This window comes from Rhodococcus sp. 4CII (genome assembly GCF_014256275.1).
Taxonomy (GTDB): Bacteria; Actinomycetota; Actinomycetes; order Mycobacteriales; family Mycobacteriaceae; genus Rhodococcus_F; species Rhodococcus_F wratislaviensis_A.
Genome location: NZ_JACCFE010000002.1, coordinates 6,474,424 through 6,494,601 on the forward strand (window position 1 = coordinate 6,474,424; position 20,178 = coordinate 6,494,601).

The 20,178-nt window shown below is 67.8% G+C and carries 21 protein-coding genes; 11 read left to right on the forward strand and 10 right to left on the reverse strand.

What is annotated here, in order from left to right:
* Window positions 1–21 precede the first annotated feature (21 nt).
* Entirely contained in the window at window positions 22–1,122 is a 1,101-nt protein-coding gene (gcvT, locus tag H0B43_RS30810; RefSeq protein ID WP_185724477.1) for a glycine cleavage system aminomethyltransferase GcvT, read from the forward strand.
* Window positions 1,123–1,185: 63 nt separating this feature from the next.
* Entirely contained in the window at window positions 1,186–2,289 is a 1,104-nt protein-coding gene (locus H0B43_RS30815) for a branched-chain amino acid aminotransferase (RefSeq protein ID WP_185724476.1), read from the forward strand.
* Between the two features lie 19 nt (window positions 2,290–2,308).
* On the opposite strand, the gene H0B43_RS30820 is transcribed toward H0B43_RS30815, so the two are convergent.
* Genes H0B43_RS30820 through cobU form a run of 3 tightly spaced genes read right to left on the reverse strand, consistent with a single transcriptional unit; the run spans window position 2,309 to window position 4,817 of the window.
* A complete protein-coding gene (locus H0B43_RS30820) occupies window positions 2,309–3,049 on the reverse strand; it encodes an adenosylcobinamide-GDP ribazoletransferase (RefSeq protein WP_185724475.1) in 741 nt (246 codons plus the stop codon).
* 2 nt (window positions 3,050–3,051) lie between these two features.
* Window positions 3,052–4,173: a nicotinate-nucleotide--dimethylbenzimidazole phosphoribosyltransferase gene (cobT, locus tag H0B43_RS30825; protein WP_185724474.1), complete on the reverse strand. Its 1,122-nt coding sequence runs from the start codon at window positions 4,171–4,173 to the stop codon at window positions 3,052–3,054.
* On the reverse strand, window positions 4,170–4,817 hold the full coding sequence (cobU, locus tag H0B43_RS30830; protein WP_185724473.1) for a bifunctional adenosylcobinamide kinase/adenosylcobinamide-phosphate guanylyltransferase: 648 nt from the start codon (window positions 4,815–4,817) through the stop codon (window positions 4,170–4,172). The genes cobT and cobU overlap by 4 nt, the downstream gene beginning before the upstream one ends.
* Window positions 4,818–4,917: 100 nt before the next feature.
* On the opposite strand from cobU, the gene H0B43_RS30835 reads away from it, so the two are divergent.
* A complete protein-coding gene (locus H0B43_RS30835; protein ID WP_185724472.1) occupies window positions 4,918–5,133 on the forward strand; it encodes a hypothetical protein in 216 nt (71 codons plus the stop codon).
* A gap of 3 nt (window positions 5,134–5,136) precedes the next feature.
* Here the strand turns inward: H0B43_RS30835 and H0B43_RS30840 are convergent, their stop codons facing one another.
* Window positions 5,137–5,793, reverse strand: coding sequence for a DUF3043 domain-containing protein (locus H0B43_RS30840; RefSeq protein WP_185724471.1), 657 nt, complete (start codon window positions 5,791–5,793; stop codon window positions 5,137–5,139).
* An 88-nt stretch (window positions 5,794–5,881) separates the two neighbouring features.
* Between H0B43_RS30840 and H0B43_RS30845 the strand changes: the two genes are divergently transcribed.
* The 3 genes from H0B43_RS30845 to H0B43_RS30855 all read left to right on the forward strand — a co-directional run bounded on the left by H0B43_RS30845 (window position 5,882) and on the right by H0B43_RS30855 (window position 8,597).
* On the forward strand, window positions 5,882–6,955 hold the full coding sequence (locus H0B43_RS30845; protein ID WP_185950088.1) for a glycerate kinase: 1,074 nt from the start codon (window positions 5,882–5,884) through the stop codon (window positions 6,953–6,955).
* A 138-nt stretch (window positions 6,956–7,093) separates the two neighbouring features.
* On the forward strand, window positions 7,094–7,444 hold the full coding sequence (locus H0B43_RS30850; RefSeq protein WP_185724470.1) for an iron-sulfur cluster assembly accessory protein: 351 nt from the start codon (window positions 7,094–7,096) through the stop codon (window positions 7,442–7,444).
* A 178-nt stretch (window positions 7,445–7,622) separates the two neighbouring features.
* The gene (locus H0B43_RS30855; protein ID WP_185724469.1) at window positions 7,623–8,597 is read left to right on the forward strand and encodes a carbohydrate kinase family protein; all 975 of its coding nucleotides are present in this window, start codon (window positions 7,623–7,625) and stop codon (window positions 8,595–8,597) included.
* A 71-nt stretch (window positions 8,598–8,668) separates the two neighbouring features.
* Here the strand turns inward: H0B43_RS30855 and asnB are convergent, their stop codons facing one another.
* Window positions 8,669–10,624 (reverse strand): asparagine synthase (glutamine-hydrolyzing), encoded by a 1,956-nt coding sequence (gene asnB, locus H0B43_RS30860; RefSeq protein ID WP_185724468.1) that lies wholly within the window; start codon window positions 10,622–10,624, stop codon window positions 8,669–8,671.
* Window positions 10,625–10,896: 272 nt separating this feature from the next.
* Between asnB and H0B43_RS30865 the strand changes: the two genes are divergently transcribed.
* Together H0B43_RS30865 and H0B43_RS30870 are read left to right on the forward strand one after the other, a co-directional pair.
* Window positions 10,897–11,952 carry a cytochrome c oxidase subunit II gene (locus H0B43_RS30865; RefSeq protein ID WP_185724467.1) on the forward strand — a complete coding sequence of 352 codons (1,056 nt, stop codon included), beginning with the start codon at window positions 10,897–10,899 and terminating at the stop codon, window positions 11,950–11,952.
* Between the two features lie 41 nt (window positions 11,953–11,993).
* A complete protein-coding gene (locus H0B43_RS30870) occupies window positions 11,994–12,410 on the forward strand; it encodes a cytochrome c oxidase subunit 4 (RefSeq protein ID WP_007297471.1) in 417 nt (138 codons plus the stop codon).
* A 64-nt stretch (window positions 12,411–12,474) separates the two neighbouring features.
* On the opposite strand, the gene H0B43_RS30875 is transcribed toward H0B43_RS30870, so the two are convergent.
* A complete protein-coding gene (locus H0B43_RS30875) occupies window positions 12,475–13,080 on the reverse strand; it encodes a TetR/AcrR family transcriptional regulator (protein WP_185724466.1) in 606 nt (201 codons plus the stop codon).
* A 69-nt stretch (window positions 13,081–13,149) separates the two neighbouring features.
* On the opposite strand from H0B43_RS30875, the gene H0B43_RS30880 reads away from it, so the two are divergent.
* The gene (locus tag H0B43_RS30880) at window positions 13,150–14,100 is read left to right on the forward strand and encodes a DMT family transporter (RefSeq protein WP_185724465.1); all 951 of its coding nucleotides are present in this window, start codon (window positions 13,150–13,152) and stop codon (window positions 14,098–14,100) included.
* Between the two features lie 2 nt (window positions 14,101–14,102).
* Here the strand turns inward: H0B43_RS30880 and H0B43_RS30885 are convergent, their stop codons facing one another.
* From H0B43_RS30885 to H0B43_RS30900, 4 genes are all read right to left on the reverse strand, one after another.
* On the reverse strand, window positions 14,103–15,752 hold the full coding sequence (locus H0B43_RS30885; RefSeq protein WP_185729741.1) for a cytochrome bc complex cytochrome b subunit: 1,650 nt from the start codon (window positions 15,750–15,752) through the stop codon (window positions 14,103–14,105).
* Window positions 15,753–15,781: 29 nt separating this feature from the next.
* Entirely contained in the window at window positions 15,782–16,924 is a 1,143-nt protein-coding gene (locus tag H0B43_RS30890; protein ID WP_185724464.1) for a ubiquinol-cytochrome c reductase iron-sulfur subunit, read from the reverse strand.
* Window positions 16,921–17,769 (reverse strand): cytochrome c, encoded by an 849-nt coding sequence (locus H0B43_RS30895; RefSeq protein ID WP_185724463.1) that lies wholly within the window; start codon window positions 17,767–17,769, stop codon window positions 16,921–16,923. Before H0B43_RS30895 ends, H0B43_RS30890 begins: the two co-directional genes overlap by 4 nt.
* 64 nt (window positions 17,770–17,833) lie before the next feature.
* Window positions 17,834–18,445: a heme-copper oxidase subunit III gene (locus tag H0B43_RS30900; protein WP_185724462.1), complete on the reverse strand. Its 612-nt coding sequence runs from the start codon at window positions 18,443–18,445 to the stop codon at window positions 17,834–17,836.
* Window positions 18,446–18,572: 127 nt separating this feature from the next.
* Between H0B43_RS30900 and H0B43_RS30905 the strand changes: the two genes are divergently transcribed.
* Window positions 18,573–19,043, forward strand: coding sequence for a hypothetical protein (locus H0B43_RS30905; protein ID WP_185724461.1), 471 nt, complete (start codon window positions 18,573–18,575; stop codon window positions 19,041–19,043).
* 44 nt (window positions 19,044–19,087) lie between these two features.
* A complete protein-coding gene (gene trpD / locus H0B43_RS30910; RefSeq protein WP_185729740.1) occupies window positions 19,088–20,176 on the forward strand; it encodes an anthranilate phosphoribosyltransferase in 1,089 nt (362 codons plus the stop codon).
* Window positions 20,177–20,178: the final 2 nt, after the last annotated feature.

Genomic DNA, 20,178 nt, shown 5'->3' on the forward strand with positions numbered 1-20,178 from the left:
CGGTCCGATAGGTTGAGGCGCATGACCGAGGAGCAGTTGTCGCAGGGGCCCGTCCACGCCGTTCACGTCGAACTCGGGGCCACGTTCGCTCCCTTCGGCGGCTGGGAGATGCCCGTGTCGTACGCCGGCACCGTGGTCGAGCACACCGCGGTGCGCGAATCGGTGGGGGTGTTCGACGTCAGCCACCTCGGCAAGGCCCTCGTTCGGGGCGATGGTGCCGCCGCCTTCGTCAACTCGGCACTCACCAACGACCTCGACAAGATCGGTCCCGGCAAGGCGCAGTACACGCTCTGCTGCACGCCGTCGGGTGGGGTGATCGACGATCTGATCGCGTATTACGTGAGTCCCGACGAGGTGTTCCTCGTCCCCAATGCCGCCAATGCCGCGGACGTGGTCGCGGCACTGGCCGCCGCGGCGCCTGCCGGCGTCACGGTCGAGAACCAGCACCGGGACTTCGGTGTGATCGCGGTACAGGGGCCGAAGTCGGTGGAGGTGCTCACCGCGCTCGGCCTGCCCACCGACATCGAGTACATGGCCTTCGCCGACGCCACCTGGGACGGCGTACCCGTCCGCGTGTGCCGCAGCGGGTACACCGGCGAGGTCGGTTTCGAACTGCTACCCCGCTGGGAGGACAGCGAGAAGCTGTTCCGGGCGGCGGTGGAACAGGTTCGCGCTCACGGGGGGCAGGTCGCCGGTCTCGGCGCCCGGGACACCCTGCGCACCGAGATGGGCTACCCCCTGCACGGGCACGAACTGTCGCTGGAGATCTCTCCGCTCGAGGCGCGCTGCGGGTGGGCGATCGGATGGAAGAAGCCGAAGTTCTGGGGCAAGGAGACGCTCACCGACGAGAAGGCGTCCGGTCCGTTGCGCAGGCTGTGGGGCATCAAGGCGCTGGACCGCGGGGTGTTGCGCGCCGGCCAGAGCGTGCTGCGTGACGGCGAGCCGATCGGCGAGACCACGTCGGGCACCTTCTCTCCGACGCTGAAGGTCGGGATCGCGTTGGCGCTGCTCGATTCCGGTGCCGGGGTGTCGGCCGGCGACGAGATCGCGGTGGACGTCCGGGGACGTTCGCTACGCGCCGAGGTGGTGTCTCCGCCGTTCGTGGAGATCAACACCAAGTAAGCGCCTGTCCGGGACGACCTGTCGGCGGCGGGGCGGTGGAAGGTGTTCGATAAGATCACGGGCATGACAGGTGTCACCGAGTTCGTCCGCGTCCCGCATCCCGCCCTCACCTCGGACGAGGTACGGCGAGAGATATTGGCGGCGCCCGGATTCGGCCGGTACTTCACGGACCACATGGTGTCGATCACCTACTCCACGGAGCTCGGCTGGCACGACGCCAAGGTGGAGCCGTACGGTCCGCTCCAGCTCGACCCGGCGGCGATGGTGCTCCACTACGGGCAGGCCATCTTCGAGGGGTTGAAGGCGTACCGGCAACCCGACGGCGGCATCTCGACGTTCCGCCTCGAGGCGAACGCCGAACGACTCGCGACGTCGGCCCGCCGCCTCGCGATGCCCGAGCTGCCGGAGGAGCTGTTCGTCAAGTCGATCACCGAGCTGCTCGAGCTCGATCACGAATGGGTTCCCGCCGCCGGTGGGGAGGACGCGCTGTACCTCCGCCCGTTCATGTTCTCCACCGAGGCCGGTCTGGGGGTGCGACCGGCCGACGAGTACCGCTACCTGCTGATCGCCTCGCCCGCCGGCGCGTACTTCCCGCGCGGAGTGAAGCCGGTCAGCGTGTGGCTGTCGACGGAATACGTGCGCGCCGCCCCCGGCGGCACCGGTGCCGCCAAGTTCGCGGGCAACTACGCGGCGTCGCTTCTCGCCCAGGCGCAGGCTGCCGACGAGGGATGCGACCAGGTGGTCTGGCTCGACGCCATCGAGCGTTCGTACGTCGAGGAGATGGGCGGCATGAACCTCTTCTTCGTGTTCGGCTCCGGGTCCGACGCCCGCCTCGTGACGCCGTCGCTGTCCGGTTCGCTGCTTCCGGGGATCACCCGCAACTCGCTGCTGACCCTCGCGACCGACGCCGGTTTCGCGGTGGAGGAACGTCGGATCAGCACCGAGGAATGGCGCACCAAGACGAAGTCGGGCGAGATCACCGAGGTGTTCGCGTGCGGAACGGCGGCGGTCATCACACCGGTCGGCCGGGTCAAATCGGCCGAGGGTGAATTCACGATCGCGGACGGAGAGCCCGGAGAGGTCACGATGGCCCTGCGTGACACGTTGACCGGGATCCAGCGGGGAACGTTCGCCGACACCCACGGCTGGATGACGAAACTGCGCTGACCGCGGTTGCGGCGGTCGCTCAGAATGCGAGTCCGACCGCCGCGACGGTGACCGTGATCTCGAGTGCGGCGCCGAGCACATCGCCGTTCAGGCCGGCGAACCGCCGGACGCAGTGGGCCACCAGCAGCGCGGTGAGCGTCAGCGCAACCGCCACGACGACCGGTCCCTGCCACCACGGCGAGGTGCACCACGCGGCCGCCGCGAGGAGCGGAGCGGTCCAGGCGATACCCGTCCACAGCGGTTGGGTTCCGGCGACCAGTGCGCCGAACCCCTCCGTCGACGACGCGGGAATTCCGCGTCGGCAGGCGAACACGACCGCCACCCTGCCGGCCGCCACCGCGACCGCCACGCACGCGAATTCTCCTGCAGCGCCGAGGGATCCGAACGCCAGACCCTGCGCGCCCAGGCAGATCACCAGGGCGCAGACCCCGAACGGGCCCGCGCCGCCGCTGTGCATCACCGCCCGCGCCCGCTCCGGCGGTCCGTAGCAGCCGAGCCCGTCGACGGTGTCGGACAGGCCGTCGATGTGCATGCCGCGCGTGGCGAGAGCGTGGACGCCGACGGTCAGCAGGCCGGCAAGGGCGGGGTCGAGTCCGCCGGACACCAGTGCCCACAACAGTCCCGCCGCCAGGCCGCCCAGTGCGATCCCGGTCAGCGGCGCCGCCCGGATGGCGCGGGCCCCCGCTGCGCGATCCACGGAATCCGGTCCGCGCAGGGGAAACACCGTCAGCCAGGAGAACGCGAGCAGCACGCCCGACACGGTCAGCCCGCGGTGGGGGCGGCGGAGTCGGTCTCGGTGCCCTCGCTGTCGGCGTCGGCGTCGCGGGTGCTCACTCCCGCCTCCGCGAACGTCGCCATCTCCGCGAGCGTGGCGACGGCGCCCTGCAGGATCGGCAGCGCGGTCACGGCGCCCGACCCCTCGCCGAGACGCATGTCCAGTTCGAGGAGCGGTTCGAGTTGCAGGTGTTTCAGCGCGATCGTGTGCGCCGGTTCGGTGGAGCGGTGGCCGGCCAGCCACCAGGCGCGGGCACCGTGGGCGAGTTCCTCCGCGACCATGGCGGCGGCGGTGACGACGACTCCGTCGAGGATCACCGGAGTCTTGCGCGCGGAGGCCTGGGCGAGGAATCCGGCCATCGCCGCGAGGTCCGCACCCGACACCGTCCGCAGCAGGGCCACCGTGTCCCGGACCACCGGCCGGGCCCGGCGCATCGCGTCGCGGATGGCGGCCGTCTTCCGGATCCAGCCGGCGTCGTCGACCCCCGTGCCCCGGCCGACCGCCGCCACCGGTTCGGTATCGGTCAGTGCGGCAATGAGGACGGTGGCCGGAGTGGTGTTGCCGATACCCATGTCGCCGGCGATCAACAGGTCTGCGCCGGAGTCGATTTCGGAATCGGCGATCGACCGGCCCGCCTCGATGGCCCGCAGCGTCTCTTCGTGCGTGAGCGCGTCCTCACGATCGATCGCCCCCGACGAGCGGCGAATCTTGAACGCGGACACCGACGGATCCGTGTCACCGTCCACCGACAGGTCGACGACCCGGACGCTCGCACCGGCCCGGTTCGCGAGAGCGTTGACGGCCGCGCCACCCCCGACGAAGTTGGCGACCATCTGCGCCGTCACCTCCGGCGGGTAGGCGGAGACGCCGGTTCGCGCAATCCCGTGGTCACCGGCAAACACCACCACCCGCGCCCGCGCGAACGGTGCGGGCGGGCACACGCCCTGGCAGGACGCCGCCCAGCAGGCGAGTGTCTCGAGCCGGCCGAGCGAGCCGGCGGGTTTGGTGAGCTGCAACTGGCGGGCCTCGGCCTGCGCGCGCACCCCCTCGTCGGGCGGGGTGACGGGTTCGAACCGACCCTGGTCGGTGCTCACGGACTCGCTGGTCACGCTTGGCCTCTCGCTCGAGTGGGTACTACTGCGCCGCACGAGTGTTGTGCGGGAACATCTTTCAAGGTCACGGTCAGTCCGGCCACGACGAGGAGGACGCGGTCGCAGACCTGTGCGAGCCGGGCGTTGAGGGCGCCGATCTCGTCGCGGAACAGGCGGCCGGACCGAGTCTCCGGGATGACGCCGAGACCGACCTCGGGGGAGACCAGGACGAGTGCGCCGCGGTAGTCGCGCACGGCCGCGACGAGTTCGTCCGTCCGGTCGGTGATCGTGCCGCGGGGCGATTCCCACGCCGCAGCGCCGTCGAGTTCGACGGTGAGCCAGGTGCCGAGATCGTCGACGAGGGTGGCCGCCGCGTCGGTGGGGGACCGCAGTTGTTCGGCGAGGTCGAGCCGGTGTGCGGTTTCCACGGTGAGCCAGCTGTCGGGACGCCGGTCGCGGTGCTGTGCGACCCGCTGTTCCCAGTCGTGATCGGCGGGGTCGCGGTGACTGGTGGCGACGTAGCGGACTTGGTCCGATCCGGCCAGAGCCTGGGCCAGTTCCTCGGCGTGAGCGGATTTTCCGGAGCGGGCGCCGCCGAGCACCAGCGTTCGCGAGGTCGCATCGGGGCGACTCGTACTGTCCGGGCGGTCGGCGGTGGGCACGGAGGGAGACGCTACCAACCCGGCGCCGTGGCAGTATTTTGACGAATATCGTCAATTCCGCCACTGTTGGCGGGAAGTGAATGGGCGGAAAATTTCAGCCATGACCGAATTCCTCGTCCTCGTCGCACTTCTCCTCGTGCTGCAAGCGGCTGTGACGTACGCCGGCCGGCACCTGGGCCCACTCCACCCGCGGCTGCGGAACAGCTTCCGCGACAACTTCTTCCGCCCGGCCGATCCCATGACGGACCTGTCGGACGATCGGGACGCCGCACTGGGCCGGCTGCTGGCCGAGACGCACCGCGCGCCCCACAACTGATCGTCAGATGGCGTCGCCGGGACGTACTCGCGGCTTGGGGGCGCGCAGCTTGCGGATCTGCGAGGCCCGCACGAACGCGTACCACCCGAGCTTGAATCCGCCGTCGGGAGTGTCCGGGAAACGCTCGCGAACCTGGTTGTTGATCTTGCGGCCCAGCCAGACACCTTCGATGGCCATGAACAGCATCATGATGAGCATGGCGAGCGTCACGATGGCCTGCAGCGCCGGGCTGACGAACATCGCCATGATCAGGACCAGGGCCAGGGGCATGAACAAGCCGACCAGGTTGCGCCGGGCATCGACGATGTCCCGGACGTAGGCGCGGACGGGACCCTTGTCGCGGGGTAGGAGGTACTTGTCCTCACCTGCGAGCATGCGGGCGCGACGGTCGGCGGCGGTGGTGCGACGCTCGGCCGCCGCAACCTTGCGCTCCTCCTTGGTGCCGCGGTTGGCCTTCTTGCGGGCCCGGGCCTCTTTCGCCGTCAGGGGTGCGGGCGCGACCGGGCCGCGACGCTTCGATTCGGCGTCGCGCCGCTTGGGCGTGGGGCGGCCCTTGCCTGCCTGCTCGACGGACTCCGCCTCCGAGGCCGTGGACGACTCGGCGACCTCGACGTCCCGCTTGTCTGAATTGTCCGAATCACCGCGGCGTAGCAATTTCACCCTTCCAGAGTATGGGAAGACGGCACCGGGAGGAAAACCGCCCTCGCACCGAAATGCCGGGTCGTGCCCGCCGCCCTACACTTCGCCGATGCGAGTGTTGATCGCACCGGACTCCTTCGGTGACACGCTGACCGCCGTGGAGGCCACCGCTGCCATCGCGGCGGGATGGTCGGCTGTGCGTCCCGACGACCAGCTGATCGAGGCACCGCAGTCCGACGGCGGCCCCGGGTTCGTCGACGTCGTCGCCGCGGCGGGAGGCAACGTCCGGACCGCGGTCGTGGAAGGGCCCCTCGGCGCCGATGTCGCGGCCCGCTGGCTCCTCGACGGCGCCGACGCCTACCTCGAATCGGCGCAGGCCTGCGGGCTCGGACTTCTCGGCGGGCCGCCGACGCCCCGCACCGCCCGCGAGTCCCACAGTCGAGGCGTCGGACAACTCGTGGTGGCGGCTCTCGACGCGGGAGCCCGGAGGATCGTCGTCGGTCTCGGCGGGAGCAGCTGCACCGACGGAGGCCGAGGCCTCGTCGAGGCACTGGCGGAGGGGTTCGGGAGCGCCGACGCCGCCGTCGCCCGCCTGCGCACCGTGGAACTGGTGGCAGCGACCGACGTCGAACATCCGTTGCTGGGCGAACACGGCGCCGCCCGCGTGTTCGGACCGCAGAAGGGTGCCGACCCCGACACCGTCGCGTTCCTCGAGGACCGGAACACCGCGTGGGCGGCCCAACTGCGCCGGGTCACGGCCCGGGAGGTCGCCGCCGAACCGGGCGCCGGCGCCGCCGGGGGGATCGGGGCCGCGCTGCTCGCGCTCGGCGCAACCCGCGAATCCGGCGCCCACGTGGTCGCGCAGCGCACCCGGCAGGACCGGCAGCTCGCCTCCGCCCAGCTGGTCGTCACCGGCGAGGGTCGTCTCGACCAGCAGTCGCTACGCGGAAAGCTCGTGATCGCGCTCGCCGCGGCCGCGCGCAGACGGTCCATCGCGACGCTCGTCCTGGCCGGGCAGGTTCTCCTCGACACCGCGGACCTCGACCGCGCGGGCATCGACCGTGCCCTGTCCCTCGTGGACCACGCCGGATCCGTCGAACTCGCGATGACGGATGCATACGCACAGCTCCGGGACCTCGCCGCCGCGGCCGCGCGCGGGTGGGAGGGCGCGGCGGCCGGGTAGTAACCCGAATTCGCGACGTCGGATACCATGGATGTGGATCGATCTGCGGACGCCGCAGGGAATGGAACCCGGGAATAAGTCGGGCGCGGAGTACCGTTGAAGCGTTCACGGGTTTGTTACGAACTACAGGGAGAGCCCATGACTGTGCAGAACGAGACCGCCGTCCACGGCGTCAAGATGACCGAAGCCGCGTCCGCCAAGGCGAAGGCGCTGCTCGATCAGGAAGGTCGCGACGACCTCGCACTGCGTATCGCCGTGCAACCCGGCGGCTGCGCAGGGCTGCGCTACCAGCTGTTCTTCGACGACCGCAACCTGGACGGCGACCTGATCGTGGACTTCGGTGGCGTGTCCCTCGCCGTGGACCGGATGAGCGCGCCGTACGTAGAGGGCGCGTCGATCGACTTCGTCGACACCATCGAGAAGCAGGGGTTCACCATCGACAACCCCAACGCGACCGGCTCGTGCGCCTGCGGCGACTCCTTCAACTGAGTCCCGGACCGACGAACAACTGAATCCACAAGTCTGACGCGGCGCCGACCGGCTGCCGCGTCAGACTTTTTTGTGCCCGACCTCCCCGTATCCACGTCCTCGTGCTGCCGTCCGACCGGCGTGGTACTGCGGGTACGGTGAGAAAATCCCGACCGAACTCATCGAAAGGCATCCGCCCGTGACAATTGCGGTAACCGGTTCCATCGCCACCGACCACCTGATGCGGTTTCCGGGCCGGTTCGCCGAGCAACTGCTCGCCGATCAGCTCAGCCACATCTCGTTGAGCTTCCTGGTCGACGACCTCGTGGTCCGGCGCGGGGGAGTGGGCGGCAACATCGCCTACGCCATGGGCGTCCTCGGCGGTTCGCCGCTGCTGGTCGGGGCTGTCGGGGCCGACTTCGCGGACTACCGCCAGTGGCTCGAGAGCAACGGCGTCGACTGCACCGCCGTCCGGATCTCCACCACCGCCCACACCGCGCGATTCGTGTGCACCACCGACGAGGACATGGCGCAGATCGCATCGTTCTACCCCGGGGCGATGAGTGAGGCCCGGGAGATCCAGCTGTCGGGCCTCGGGCAGGACGCGGACCCGCTGGAACTGGTCCTGATCGGGGCCAATGACCCCGAGGCGATGATCCGGCACACCGAGGAATGCCGCCGCCAGGACATCCCGTTCGCAGCCGACCCCTCGCAACAGCTCGCCCGCCTCAACGGCGAGGAGGCGTCGGTGCTGATCAGCGGCGCCAAATATCTGTTCACCAACGAGTACGAGTGGGGACTGCTGCAGCAGAAGACAGGGTTGTCCGACGAGGAGATCCGCGCGCAGGTCGGGGTCCGGGTGACGACACTCGGCTCCAAGGGAGTCGAGATCGTCGACTCCGAGGGCACCCTGACCCGCGTCGCCGTCGTCCCCGAGAAGGCCAAGGTCGATCCGACCGGTGTCGGTGACGGATTCCGGGCCGGATTCCTCCTCGCACACAGCGCGGGCCTCAGCTTCGAACGTTCCGCGCAGCTGGGCTCGCTCGTCGCCGTGCTCGTGCTCGAGACCGTCGGCACCCAGGAATGGACATTCGACCGTGACGAGGCGGTCAAGCGGCTCGCGGACGCCTACGGTGCCGTGGCCGCCGACGAGATCGCGGCCGTCCTGCCGTAACAGGCGGCTTCGCCGCTCGTGCGCCTTTCCGGTAGCTGGAGCAACCAGAAAGGCGCACGAGCCCGAAGGGCCTAGAGCGAAACCGGGTACGCCGGCTCGGCGATCTCCGGAACGATGCGGTTCTCCACGAAGATGCCGTGCCACACCATGAAGATCAGCACGGTCCACAGGCGACGGCTGTGGTCGGACACACCGTCCCGGTGGTCGTTGAGCATCTTCGCGATCGCGGCCTTGTCGAGCAGGTGATCGGTGCCGGAGGCCGCGATCTGCTCGTGTGCCCAGTCGAACAGTTCGGTGCCCCGGAGCCAGTGCCGCAGCGGCACCGGGAAACCGAGCTTCGCCCGATGCAGCACGTGCCCGGGCACGATGCCCTCCAGCGCCTGACGTAACGCGTACTTGGTGGTGCTCGGCGCTGATGCGCCTCCCTTCGTTCGCCTCGTCGTGATCTTCTGGTCCAGCGGCACCTGCGACGCCACCTTGAAGACCTCGGGATCGAGGAACGGCACCCGCAGTTCGAGCGAATTGGCCATCGTCATCTTGTCGGCCTTGACGAGGATGTCGCCGCGCAACCACGTGAACAGGTCGAGATGCTGCATCCGGGCCACCGGATCCCATCCCTGCGACTGTGCGTAGATCGGGTCGGTCACGTCGCGGTGCGTCCACTCCGGCCGGAAGTCGCGCAGGACGGCACGCAACTGTGCGTCGTTGAAGCTGCGCGCGTTGCCGTAGTAACGCTCCTCCAGGGTGAGTGAACCGCGATTGAGCAGGCTCTTTCCGCGGGTCCCTTCGGGAATGCGCTCGGACAGCTTCCCAGCGGCCCTCCGCAGGCCCTTCGGCAGATACTCGAACGGCTTCAGTGAAATCGGCTCGCGGTAGATGGTGTAACCGCCGAACAGTTCGTCGGCGCCCTCACCCGACAGCACGACCTTGACGTGCTTGCGCGCTTCCTTCGCGACGAACCACAACGGAACCAGCGCGGGATCGGCGACCGGGTCGTCGAGGTACCACACGATCTCGGGGATGGCGGCCGCGAACTCGGACGGGCTCACCACCTTCACCACGTGGCGTGCCCCGATCGCTTCGGCCGACTCGGCCGCGACGTCGACCTCGGAATAGCCCTCGCGCTCGAAACCGGTGGTGAACGTGATCAGGTTCGGGTTGTGGCGCATCGCGAGCGCGGCGATGGCCGTCGAGTCGATGCCTCCGGACAGGAAGGAACCGACCGTGACGTCGGCGCGCATGTGCTTGGCGACCGAATCCTCGAGCGCCTCCGCGATCTCGCGGTACCGCGCCTGCTCCGTGCCGGAGGCGAACGGACGCACCGGGAACGTGGGAGTGAAATAGCGCGTGATCACGGGTTCTTCGCCGGGGCGCACTCGGGCGAAGCAGCCGGACTCGAGCCTGCGGATCTGCTTGTGCAGGGTCTCCGGTTCGGGCACGTACTGCAGGACGGTGTAGTGCTCGACGGCGCGCGGATCGAGTTCCGTGCCGATGCCGATCAGGCTCGCCAATTCCAGCAGGCTCTTCTTCTCGCTGCCGAAGGCGGTGCCGCCGGTCCCGGTCGCCAGAAAGAGCGGCTTGATGCCGAAGGGATCGCGGGCGAGGAACAATTCTCGCGTCTGCGTGTCCCAGATCGCGAATGCGAACATGCCCCGCAGACGACGGACCGCGTCTTCACCCCAGTAGTGGAATGCGGCGACGATGGCCTCGCTGTCGCCCTCGGTGGCGAACTGCGCGCCGAACTGCTCCGAGAGTTCGGCGCGCACTTCGAGATAGTTGTAGATCTCACCGTTGAACGTCAGCGCGTACCGCTCCGGATTCTCTTCCGGCCCCCACCGCAGAGGCTGGTGGGAGTGTTCGATGTCGATGATCGACAGCCGATTGAACCCGAAGACCACATGGTCGTCGTGCCAGGTCCCGTGCTCGTCCGGCCCACGGTGCCGCAGGCAGTGCATCGCCTGGTCGACCTGTGAGACGGCGTTGTCGCTGGTTTCTCCAGAGGTCAGTAGCCCGAGCAGTCCGCACACAGCGTCCGGTACCTCAATTCAGAATCTTGGAAGGCTCCACGAGGTGGAGGGGTCATGGATCTCTGCCGGAAAGTATGCCGCAGATTCGCCGCGCGTCCGGTTCGGGCCGCGGGGAGGGTGCCAGGTCCGGGAAGTGACACGACCGCGGCGCCATGCCGGAGACACGTCGCCCGACCCGAGGAGGGAGAGCCGCCGCCTTTGGTCTACGCTGCGTAGTAATTGGGCCTTCCCATCGGGTGTGCCCTAGTGGAATTTGCGGCGATCAGGAAGGCGTGAACGTGGCGCAAGGTCGGATCCTTCGGCGGGCAGGGTTGGCAGTATCTTTGGGCATTGCTGCCTTGCTGCTGTCGGGTTGTTCAATCGACAACGAGGTGCTTCGTTTCGGGTGGCCTTCGGGCGTAACCCCGCAGGCGCACCGCATGCGTGAACTGTGGACCTGGTCGGTCATCGCCGCCCTCGTCATGGGCGTGCTGGTGTGGGGACTCACCTTCTGGGCGGTGATCTTCCACCGCAAGAAGAAGGACTCACCCGAGTTCCCGCGACAGACGGCATACAACGTGCCGCTCGAGCTGGCGTACACGGCAGTTCCGTTCGTCATCATCGCCGTGCTGTTCTACTTCACGGTGATCGTGCAGAACCACGTCCTCGAGAAGGAGGACAACCCCAACGTAGTGGTGGATGTCACTGCGTACCAGTGGAACTGGAAGTTCGGTTACCGCTCGATCGATCTCGGCGAGGGCGGCGGCATGTACGACGGCGTCGACCAGGAGGCTCAGGCCGCGGTCGCGTCCGCACCGGCGTCCGAGGGGGAGCACGCTCTGCCCGGTCCGATCCACGGCAAGACCCCCCAGGACCTGTCGTACCTGCATTACGACAAGATCGAGACCGTCGGTTCGAGCAACGAGATCCCGATCCTCGTCCTGCCGACCGGCAAGCGGATCCAGTTCGAACTGGCCTCGGCCGACGTCATCCACGCGTTCTGGGTTCCGGAGTTCCTGTTCAAGCGCGACGTGAACCCGAACCCCAAGGAGAACCACTCCGACAACGTCTTCCAGATCAGTGAGATCGAGAAGGAAGGTGCCTTCGTCGGACGCTGCGCCGAGATGTGCGGCACGTTCCACGCGATGATGAACTTCGAGGTTCGCGCCGTGAGCCCGGACAAGTTCGCGCAGTACATCGAGTTGCGCAAGCCGGCGAGCGAGGGCGGCCGGGATCTGACGACGGCGGAAGCTCTGCAGGCCATCGGCGAGTCCCCCGTCGCGACGTCGACGTCTCCCTTCACCACCGATCGCGGCTACAAGCAGGCGAGCGGTGTCGAAGGTAACTGAACCTGCTGCTGATACCTCACTGACCAAGGACAAGTGCTGATATGAAGATCGAAGCCAAGCTCTTCGAGATCCTGACGGTATTCTTCATTCTCGTCGCGATCGTCTACGGCGTCTTCACCGCCGTTTCACGGACCGGTATCGAGTGGGCAGGTCTGACCGGCATCTGCCTGTCGGCGGGGCTGACGCTGATCATCGGAACGTACTTCCGGTTCGTCGCCCGTCGTCTCGACACCCGCCCCGAGGACTACGAGGACGCGGAGATTGCGGACGGCGCCGGCGACCTGGGATTCTTCAGCCCGGGCAGCTACTGGCCGATCCTGCTCGCCGCAGCCGCTGCGTTCGTGGCCGTGTCGATGGCCTTCTTCCAGCCGTGGATGCTCGTGGTCGCCGTCATCGCCGTCCTCGCGGCCGCTGCCGGCCTCGTCTTCGAGTACTACGTCGGGCCCGAGAAGCACTAGTTCCGCACAGTCTGACGGCGGAGGCGCCGAATCCCGTTGGGGTTCGGCGCCTCCGCTTTTGCCGTCAGCGCTCGAGATTCGGCACCGCCGCGGCGAGGAGTTCGGCGGCCTGTTCGGACGCGAGTCGCACCGCATCGGGAAACACCTGCAACCCGTGCGAGACCAGGGCGCCCTCGTGGAGGAGCATGACGGTGCGCGCGAGTGTCTCCGGATCGCGCACCGACGCGTCGCGGCACACGTCGGTGAACAGGTCGAGCATCCACCGCTTCTGGCCGATGATGATCGCGTACGCCGGATGTGACGGGTCGCTGATCTCCGCGTGCGCGTTGACCATGCTGCATCCCTTCGCACTGTTCTCCACCGCCCATTCCCTGGACGCGTCGAAGATCGCCGTCAGCCGCCGTCCGGGTGAGTCGCCGGCGGTGTCGAGGTGGTCTGCGAGAAACGCCCGCCACCGCGCGTCCCGGTCGGCGAGGTACTCGACCACTATCTGTTCCTTCGAACCGAAACGGTCGTAGAGCGTCTTCTTCGTGACGCCGGCCTCGGCGGCGATGAGATCGACGCCGACCGCGTGAATTCCGCGCTCGTAGAACAGCCTGCCCGCCGCGGCCAGCGCTCGTCTCGCGCCCGGCGTCAGCGTGACGCGTTTCGGTGACTGCACAGAATCCATGACAAAAGTATACGGATCAGTGTACTTTCGGGCTGTATACCGATCTGTTTACTTGGGTGGTGGTCAGTTGTGAACGCGTTACTCGCCGTGATGTTCGTCCTGTGCTGGAGTTCCGGTTTCATCGGGGCCAAACTCGGCGCCGGGGACGCAGATCCGCTCACGGTGCTCACCTGGCGGTTCCTCCCGCTGACCGTCGCTCTCGCCGTGGGCGCGGCGCTGTTCGGACGCGCCCGGTGGCGGGGAGTCGGATTCCAGGCGCTCCGCCGTGGAGTGTTAGTGGGCGCGCTGTCGCAGACCGGGTATCTGCTGACCGTCTACCAGGCGATCGGACTCGGCGTCTCGACCGGCACCACAGCACTGATCGACGGCACCCAGCCCCTGGTCGTCGCCGTGCTCGCAGGCCCACTGCTCGGTCAGAACGTCGCGGCCAGGCAGCGGTGGGGGCTGCTGCTCGGACTGACGGGCGTCGTGATCGTCACCGCAGGCGACGCCACCGCGGCATCCGGCGTGGCGTGGTGGGCATACCTCGTGCCGTTCGCCGGAATGCTGTCACTGGTGGCCGCGACGTTCGTGGAGGGCCGTTCGCCGGACGACACCGACCCGACCGTGGCCCTCACGGTGCACTGCGCTACGAGCGCCGTGCTGTTCACCGCCCTCGCCGCGTACTCAGAGAGGCTGTCGCCGCCCGCGACGGCGCCGTTCTGGTGGTCGGTGGCGTGGCTGATCGTCCTGTCCACGGTCGGCGGCTACGGCTTGTACTGGCTCGTGATGCGCCGGAGCGGAATCACGCGGGTCAATTCTCTGATGTTCCCGATGGCGCCGGTGACGGCGATCTGGGGGGCGGTGATGTTCGGCGAGCCGCTCGGGATCCTCACTGCGGTCGGTCTCCTCCTCGGCCTCGCGGCCATCGTGCTCGTGTTCCGTGCACAGCCGCGGGGGAGGGGAGCGCGCACGGTTCGGAGAGACGAACAGAGCCCCGAACCGGAAATGGTTCGGGGCTCTGCTCGGTTGCGGAGGTGAGGCTAGTGCGCCTCGCCGTTGCCGGACGATCCGTTGCCGGAGGCCGACGATCCGTTGCCGTGGGCGCGGTCCTGGTACTCCCGCAGCATCGTGAGCTGCTGGTGCTCGCCGTGGTGCAGGGCGTGCTCGAGGGCCAGGCTCTCCTCGACCGGGTCGGCCGTGACGAGGCTGCCGGAGCCGGGCTTGCCTGCCGAGCCGAGCTTGTTCATCTTCTTCGGGACGGTCGCACCCTGGTACTCGAGCGGGATCGGGTGACCGTGGTCGTCGACCGGGCCGAGCGGCTGATGGATCTCGATGTACTGACCGTTCGGCATCCGCTTGATGATGCCGGTCTCGATGCCGTGCTCGAGGACCTCACGGTCGCTGCGCTGGAGACCCAGGCAGAACCGGTAGGCCACGAAGAACGCGATCGGCGGCAGGAGCACCATGCCGATACGGCCGATCCACGTCATCGCGTTCAGGGAGATGCTGAGGTGGTACGCGATGATGTCGTTGATGCAGGAGATCGTAAGGACGGCGTAGAACGAGAGGGCCATCGCACCGATCGCGGTCCGCACCGGAACGTCCCGAGGACGCTGCAGCAGGTTGTGGTGAGCATCGTCCTTGGTCAGACGCTTCTCGATCCACGGGTAGGCGATCAGGACGGTGAACACGAGACCCATGATCAGTGCAACAGCGAACACCGACGGAATGGTGTAGCGGTTGAACAGGTACACATCCCAGGCCGGCCACAGACGCGCCAGGCCGTCCGTCCACATCATGTAGATATCGGGCTGAGAACCTGCCGACACCTGCGCGGGGTTGTAGGGGCCGATGGTCCAGACCGGGTTGATCTGCAGGACGCCACCCATCACGGCGAGAACACCGAAGGTGATGGCGAAGAACGCACCCGACTTGACGGCGAAGACCGGGAGGATTCGCACGCCCACCACGTTGCTCTCGGTGCGGCCGGGGCCGGGGAACTGCGTGTGCTTCTGGTACCAGACGAGCGCGAGGTGACCGGCGATCAGGGCGAGGATGATGCCCGGGAACAGCAGGACGTGCGCAACGTACAGGCGGGGGATGATCAGGTCGCCGGGGAAGTCGCCACCGAAGATCAACCAGTGCATCCAGGTGCCTGCGATCGGGATGCTCAGGGTGATGCCGGAGAACGCGGCGCGCAGGCCGGTGCCGGACAGCAGGTCGTCGGGGATGGTGTAGCCGAAGAATCCCTCGAACATCGCGAGGATCAGCAGCAGGCAGCCGATGACCCAGTTGGCTTCACGCGGACGCCGGAAGGCGCCGGTGAAGAAGATGCGCAGCAGGTGCACGACGATCGACGCCGCGAACATCAGCGCAGCCCAGTGGTGGATCTGACGGACGAACAAGCCGCCACGGACCTCGAACGAGATGTTCAGGGTGGTCTCGTACGCGCGGGACATCGTGACGCCGCGCAGGGGCTCGTACGCGCCGTTGTAGACGACGTGCGCCATCGACGGATCGAAGAACAGGGTCAGGTAGACACCGGAGATCAGCAGGATGACGAAGCTGTACAGCGCGATCTCGCCGAGCAGGAACGACCAGTGAGTGGGGAAGACCTTGTTGATCTGCCGCCGCATTCCCGCTGCGAGGTGGTAGCGCGAGTCCATCGCCTCTGCCTGGCCTGCGGCCATCGCGCTCAGTTTGGACGGTGTGTTGTCGGTCACGGTCGACGCTCCCAAAATGCCGGGCCGAGAGCTTCGATGTAGTCACCCGTTGTGACTAGGAAACCCTCTTCGTTCACTGTAATAGGCAACTGCGGAAGTGCACGAGCGGCCGGACCGAAAATCGGCTTTCCGTAGGTCAGCGCGTCGAACTGCGACTGGTGGCACGGGCAGAGGATTCGGTTGGTCTGCTGTTCGTACAGGGACGTGGGGCAGCCGAGGTGGGTGCAGATCTTCGAGAAGGCGAAGTAGTCGCCGTAGTTGAAGCTCTCCTGGCCCTGACGCTTGGTGACCCGCGCTGCGTCCTCCGTGCGGAGACGGATGAGCATGGTCGCGTTACGGATGCCGCGCAGCGCCTCGAGCAGCGCCTCGTGGTCGCCACGATCGGACTCACGGAAGGGGAACACGGTCTCCATGGCGCCGGCGTCCAGATCTTCCGGGCGAACGAGGACGACGTCCTCGGGGCGACCGGTGTCGCGGCGCAGGTAGATGGTCTCGCCCTCGTAGCGGGGAGTCCATCCGGACACCCACAGCGGGGAGTCGTCGCGCTTGGCCCACGGGTTCTTGATCAGGCCGCCGAGGGGCATGACGGCCATGATGCCGAGCGCGCCACCACCGAAGAGGAGGGTGCGGGTGAGGAGCTTGCGGCGTCCGAGCGTCGACGTGTCGAACGAGTCGCCGAGTTCCGCGACGATGGTCTTGCGATCGACCTCGGACGATCCACCGTCGTGGCGGTCCTGGATGGACACCTCTTCGGGGATGAACTTCTTGGTGAACTGCACCGCGCCGACACCGAGGCCGAGGATGGCCAGACCCATGGTGAGGCCGATCAGCGGCGTGTACAGGCTGTAGGCCGAGTAGTGCTCTTCACCGGAGCCGGCGTACTCCCAGGGCCAGAACAGGTAGATCGCGATGAACGCGAGCGCGGAGACCCCCGACAGGGCGAACCAGAACGCGACCGACCGCTCGGCGCGCTTCTCGGCCTTCGTCCCCGGAACCGCCCAGCGGTTGCGGCGGAACGCGACGTCGACGTGGTCGAGGTTGGTTCCGAGCTCGACCAGTTCGTCGCGGCTCAGGTTCTCGAGTTCTGCGTCCGTGTACTTCCTTGGCGTAGCGCCGCCCGGCTGGCCAGCGTCGCTCATGACCTTGCTCCGATCCACAGTGCTGCACCGACGACAGCGATGATTCCGATGACCCACATGGCCAACCCTTCGGAGGCGGGACCGATGCCGCCGAGTCCGTAGCCACCGGGCTGCTTCGTCTCGCCCGACGACTTGATGTAGGCGATGATGTCTTTCTTCTCCTCGAGGGTCAGCTGACGGTCCGAGAACTTGGGCATGTTCTGCGGGCCGGTGACCATCGCGGTGTAGATCTGCTGCTCGTTCGCCGGGTCGAGGACCGGGGCGTACTTACCGGACGACAGCGCGCCGCCGCGACCGGTGAAGTTGTGGCAGGACGCGCAGTTGAGTCGGAACAGTTCGCTACCGCGGCCGATGTCGCCGCCGCGCAGCGACGACTGGGCGACCTGACCGTTCTCGTCGCGGATCACCGTGGGGCCGCCGCCGTTGGCCTGGACGTAGGCGCCGATGGCGTCCGTCTGCTCGGCGTCGAACTTGACCGGCTTGCGCTCGACCTGGGCCTCGTTACGCGATGCCGGCATGCGTCCCGACGACACCTGGAAGTACACAGCGGCCTCGCCGACACCGATCAGGCTGGGGCCGCGGTCCTGCACACCCTGCAGGTTCGCGCCGTGGCAGGTGATGCACGACGTGTCGTACAACTGCTTGCCTTCGCGGATCAGCGCCGCCTGATCATCGGTGGCGGTGGCCACCTGCGGGGTTGGCGTCAACGCGGACGCGAGGAAACCGGCGCTGACCAGTCCCATCATCAGGACCAGGGCGCCCGTGACGCGCCTGCGGAGCTTCCGCTGACGGCGTGCCTTTGCGGACGCTGTGGTATCGGATGCGGGAGGGGGGGATGAACTCATCTGTATCCCTTTGGTATGTCGGGACGGACTGGACGTCAGGGGGCTGCCTGGGGCGTTCAGCTGATCAACGGATGAAATAGATCGTGGCAAACAGGCCGATCCACACGATGTCGACGAAGTGCCAGTAGTACGAGACGACGATGGCGGCGGTGGCCTGGGCGGGCGTGAACTTGCTGACCTTGGTGCGGGCGATCAGGAAGATGAACGCGATGAGGCCGCCGATCACGTGCATGCCGTGGAAGCCGGTGGTCATGTAGAACACCGAGCCGTACACGCTGCTCGAGATGCTCGTGCCTTCTTCGACCAGGTGGATGTACTCATACCCCTGCCCGAGGACGAAGAAGGTGCCCATCGCCAAGGTCAGGAGGTACCACCGGCGGAGGCCGAAGACGTCGCCGCGCTCGGCCGCGAACACACCCATCTGGCAGGTGAACGACGAGGCGATCAGCACCAGCGTCACCGGTACGGCGAGGAACAGATTCAGCTCGGTCGGCTCCGGCGGCCAGTTCCCGTTCGCCTGTGCTCGCGCCACGAAGTACATGGCGAAGAGCCCTGCGAAGAACATGAGCTCACTTGACAACCACACGATGGTGCCAACGCTGACCATGTTTGGTCGGTTCAGCGAGTGCACGCGTTGGGTGATTGCTGATCCTGAAGTCCCTACTGCGCTCGTCACAGACAGAAGTATGACGCTTCGTCGTAAGAGACGACTACCCGGGTCCACCCTCGGCCCGTCCAGGCGCCGCGCTTGTCCGATTCTCCCTGCTGACGGCCCTGGTGGCGGGCCGTGACAGGGTGGAGTCATGCGCTCTCGTGACAACAGTACGGGGTGGCTGCGACGGCTGTTCGGCAGTCGGCAACCGGCCCCTCTCGATCAGGATCGCCCCGACCTCGTGGTCGTCGCCTCGAGCTTCGACGACGTGGAGGCGTGCTCGGCCGCGCTCGACCGCGCCGCCGCCGAGGAACCGCGGTGGGAGGCGGAGGCGGAAGCGGTGCTGCGGCACCATCTGCGGCTGCCCGCGCCCGCGGTGGCCGACGCCGTGTCGATCGCCGCCCAGGACGGCTATCGGCCACAGAATCCGGACGGGGCCGCCTCCCCCTCGGGGGACGGTGCGCCGGTGACCTTGGTGCTGCAGCGCGTCCAGGTTCTCGACGCGCTGCACTGTTCCCAGGAACGGTCGAGAATGGCCGGGCTGGCGCAGCGGCTCGGCGGCTCGGTGGACGGCTGGGATGCGATGCAACCGGCGCGCGAGTCCGATCCGTCCGGTGACTAGGCTGCCAGGGATCGGATCCGCCACTAGTACAAGGGGACACGATGATGCAGAGCCCAACTGCTCCGGGGACGAACGACGGTGTGCTGCCGGCACGGACGTGGCCGTCGGTCCTCGGCGCGCTCACCGACGGACGTGACCTCGCAGTGGACGACGCTAAATGGGCGATGGACGAGATCATGTCCGACAACGCCACGTCCGCGCAGATCGCCGCGTTCGGCGTCGCCCTGAAGATGAAGGGTGAGACGCCGGACGAATTGCGCGGCCTCGCGGACTCGATGCTCGGGCACGCACGGAAGGTCCCCGTCGACGACGACGTCGTCGACATCGTCGGCACCGGTGGTGACCGATCCAACACCGTGAACATCTCCACGATGGCGTCACTGGTGGTCGCGGCGTCCGGTATTCGCGTCGTCAAGCACGGAAACCGGGCCGCGTCGTCCAAGAGTGGCGGTGCGGACGTGCTCGAGGCGCTCGGGGTGAAGATCAACCTCGGTCCCGACGAGGTGGCCCAATGCGTCCGGGAGGTCGGCATCGGCTTCTGCTTCGCGCCGGTGTTCCATCCCGCCCTGCGGTTCGCGGGCGCGCCGCGCAAGGAGATCGGCATCCCGACCGTCTTCAACGTGCTCGGACCGCTCACCAACCCGGCCCGCCCGCGGGCCGGCCTCATCGGCTGCGCGTTTCCGGGTCTGATCTCGGTGGTGGCCGGTGTGCTCGCGCAGCGCGGCAACTCGGCGCTGGTGGTGCGCGGCGACGACGGCCTCGACGAGTTGACCACGTCGACCACGTCGACCGTGCACGTCGTCGCGGACGGGACGGTGACCATTCGTCAACTCGACCCCCGCGACATCGGGATCGCGCGGGTGCCGCTCGACGCACTCCGGGGCGGCGACGCCGACGTGAACGCGGCTGTGGCGCAGCGACTCCTCGCCGGTGAGACCGGGCCGGTCCGCGACGCGGTGCTGCTCAATGCGGCGGCGGCGATCACGGCGTTCCGCGGGCTCGGCAGCCGCACGCTCGAAGACGGCCTGTCGGACGGACTCTCGACGGCGGCGCAGTCCATCGACACCGGAGCGGCCGCGACGCTGCTCGCGCGGTGGGCCGAACTCACGTCGGGCCTGGCCACCAGCAGATAGCA

Bases quoted from the DNA above. Each gene is read 5' to 3' on its own strand.
- gcvT (WP_185724477.1), top strand. From the start codon at position 22: ATGACCGAGGAGCAGTTGTCGCAGGGGCCCGTCCACGCCGTTCACGTC.
- H0B43_RS30815 (WP_185724476.1), top strand. From the start codon at position 1,186: ATGACAGGTGTCACCGAGTTCGTCCGCGTCCCGCATCCCGCCCTCACC.
- H0B43_RS30835 (WP_185724472.1), top strand. From the start codon at position 4,918: ATGACCGAATTCCTCGTCCTCGTCGCACTTCTCCTCGTGCTGCAAGCG.
- H0B43_RS30845 (WP_185950088.1), top strand. From the start codon at position 5,882: ATGCGAGTGTTGATCGCACCGGACTCCTTCGGTGACACGCTGACCGCC.
- H0B43_RS30850 (WP_185724470.1), top strand. From the start codon at position 7,094: ATGACTGTGCAGAACGAGACCGCCGTCCACGGCGTCAAGATGACCGAA.
- H0B43_RS30870 (WP_007297471.1), top strand. From the start codon at position 11,994: ATGAAGATCGAAGCCAAGCTCTTCGAGATCCTGACGGTATTCTTCATT.
- H0B43_RS30875 (WP_185724466.1), bottom strand. From the start codon at position 13,080: ATGGATTCTGTGCAGTCACCGAAACGCGTCACGCTGACGCCGGGCGCG.
- H0B43_RS30885 (WP_185729741.1), bottom strand. From the start codon at position 15,752: ATGGCCGCAGGCCAGGCAGAGGCGATGGACTCGCGCTACCACCTCGCA.
- H0B43_RS30890 (WP_185724464.1), bottom strand. From the start codon at position 16,924: ATGAGCGACGCTGGCCAGCCGGGCGGCGCTACGCCAAGGAAGTACACG.
- H0B43_RS30895 (WP_185724463.1), bottom strand. From the start codon at position 17,769: ATGAGTTCATCCCCCCCTCCCGCATCCGATACCACAGCGTCCGCAAAG.
- H0B43_RS30905 (WP_185724461.1), top strand. From the start codon at position 18,573: ATGCGCTCTCGTGACAACAGTACGGGGTGGCTGCGACGGCTGTTCGGC.
- trpD (WP_185729740.1), top strand. From the start codon at position 19,088: ATGCAGAGCCCAACTGCTCCGGGGACGAACGACGGTGTGCTGCCGGCA.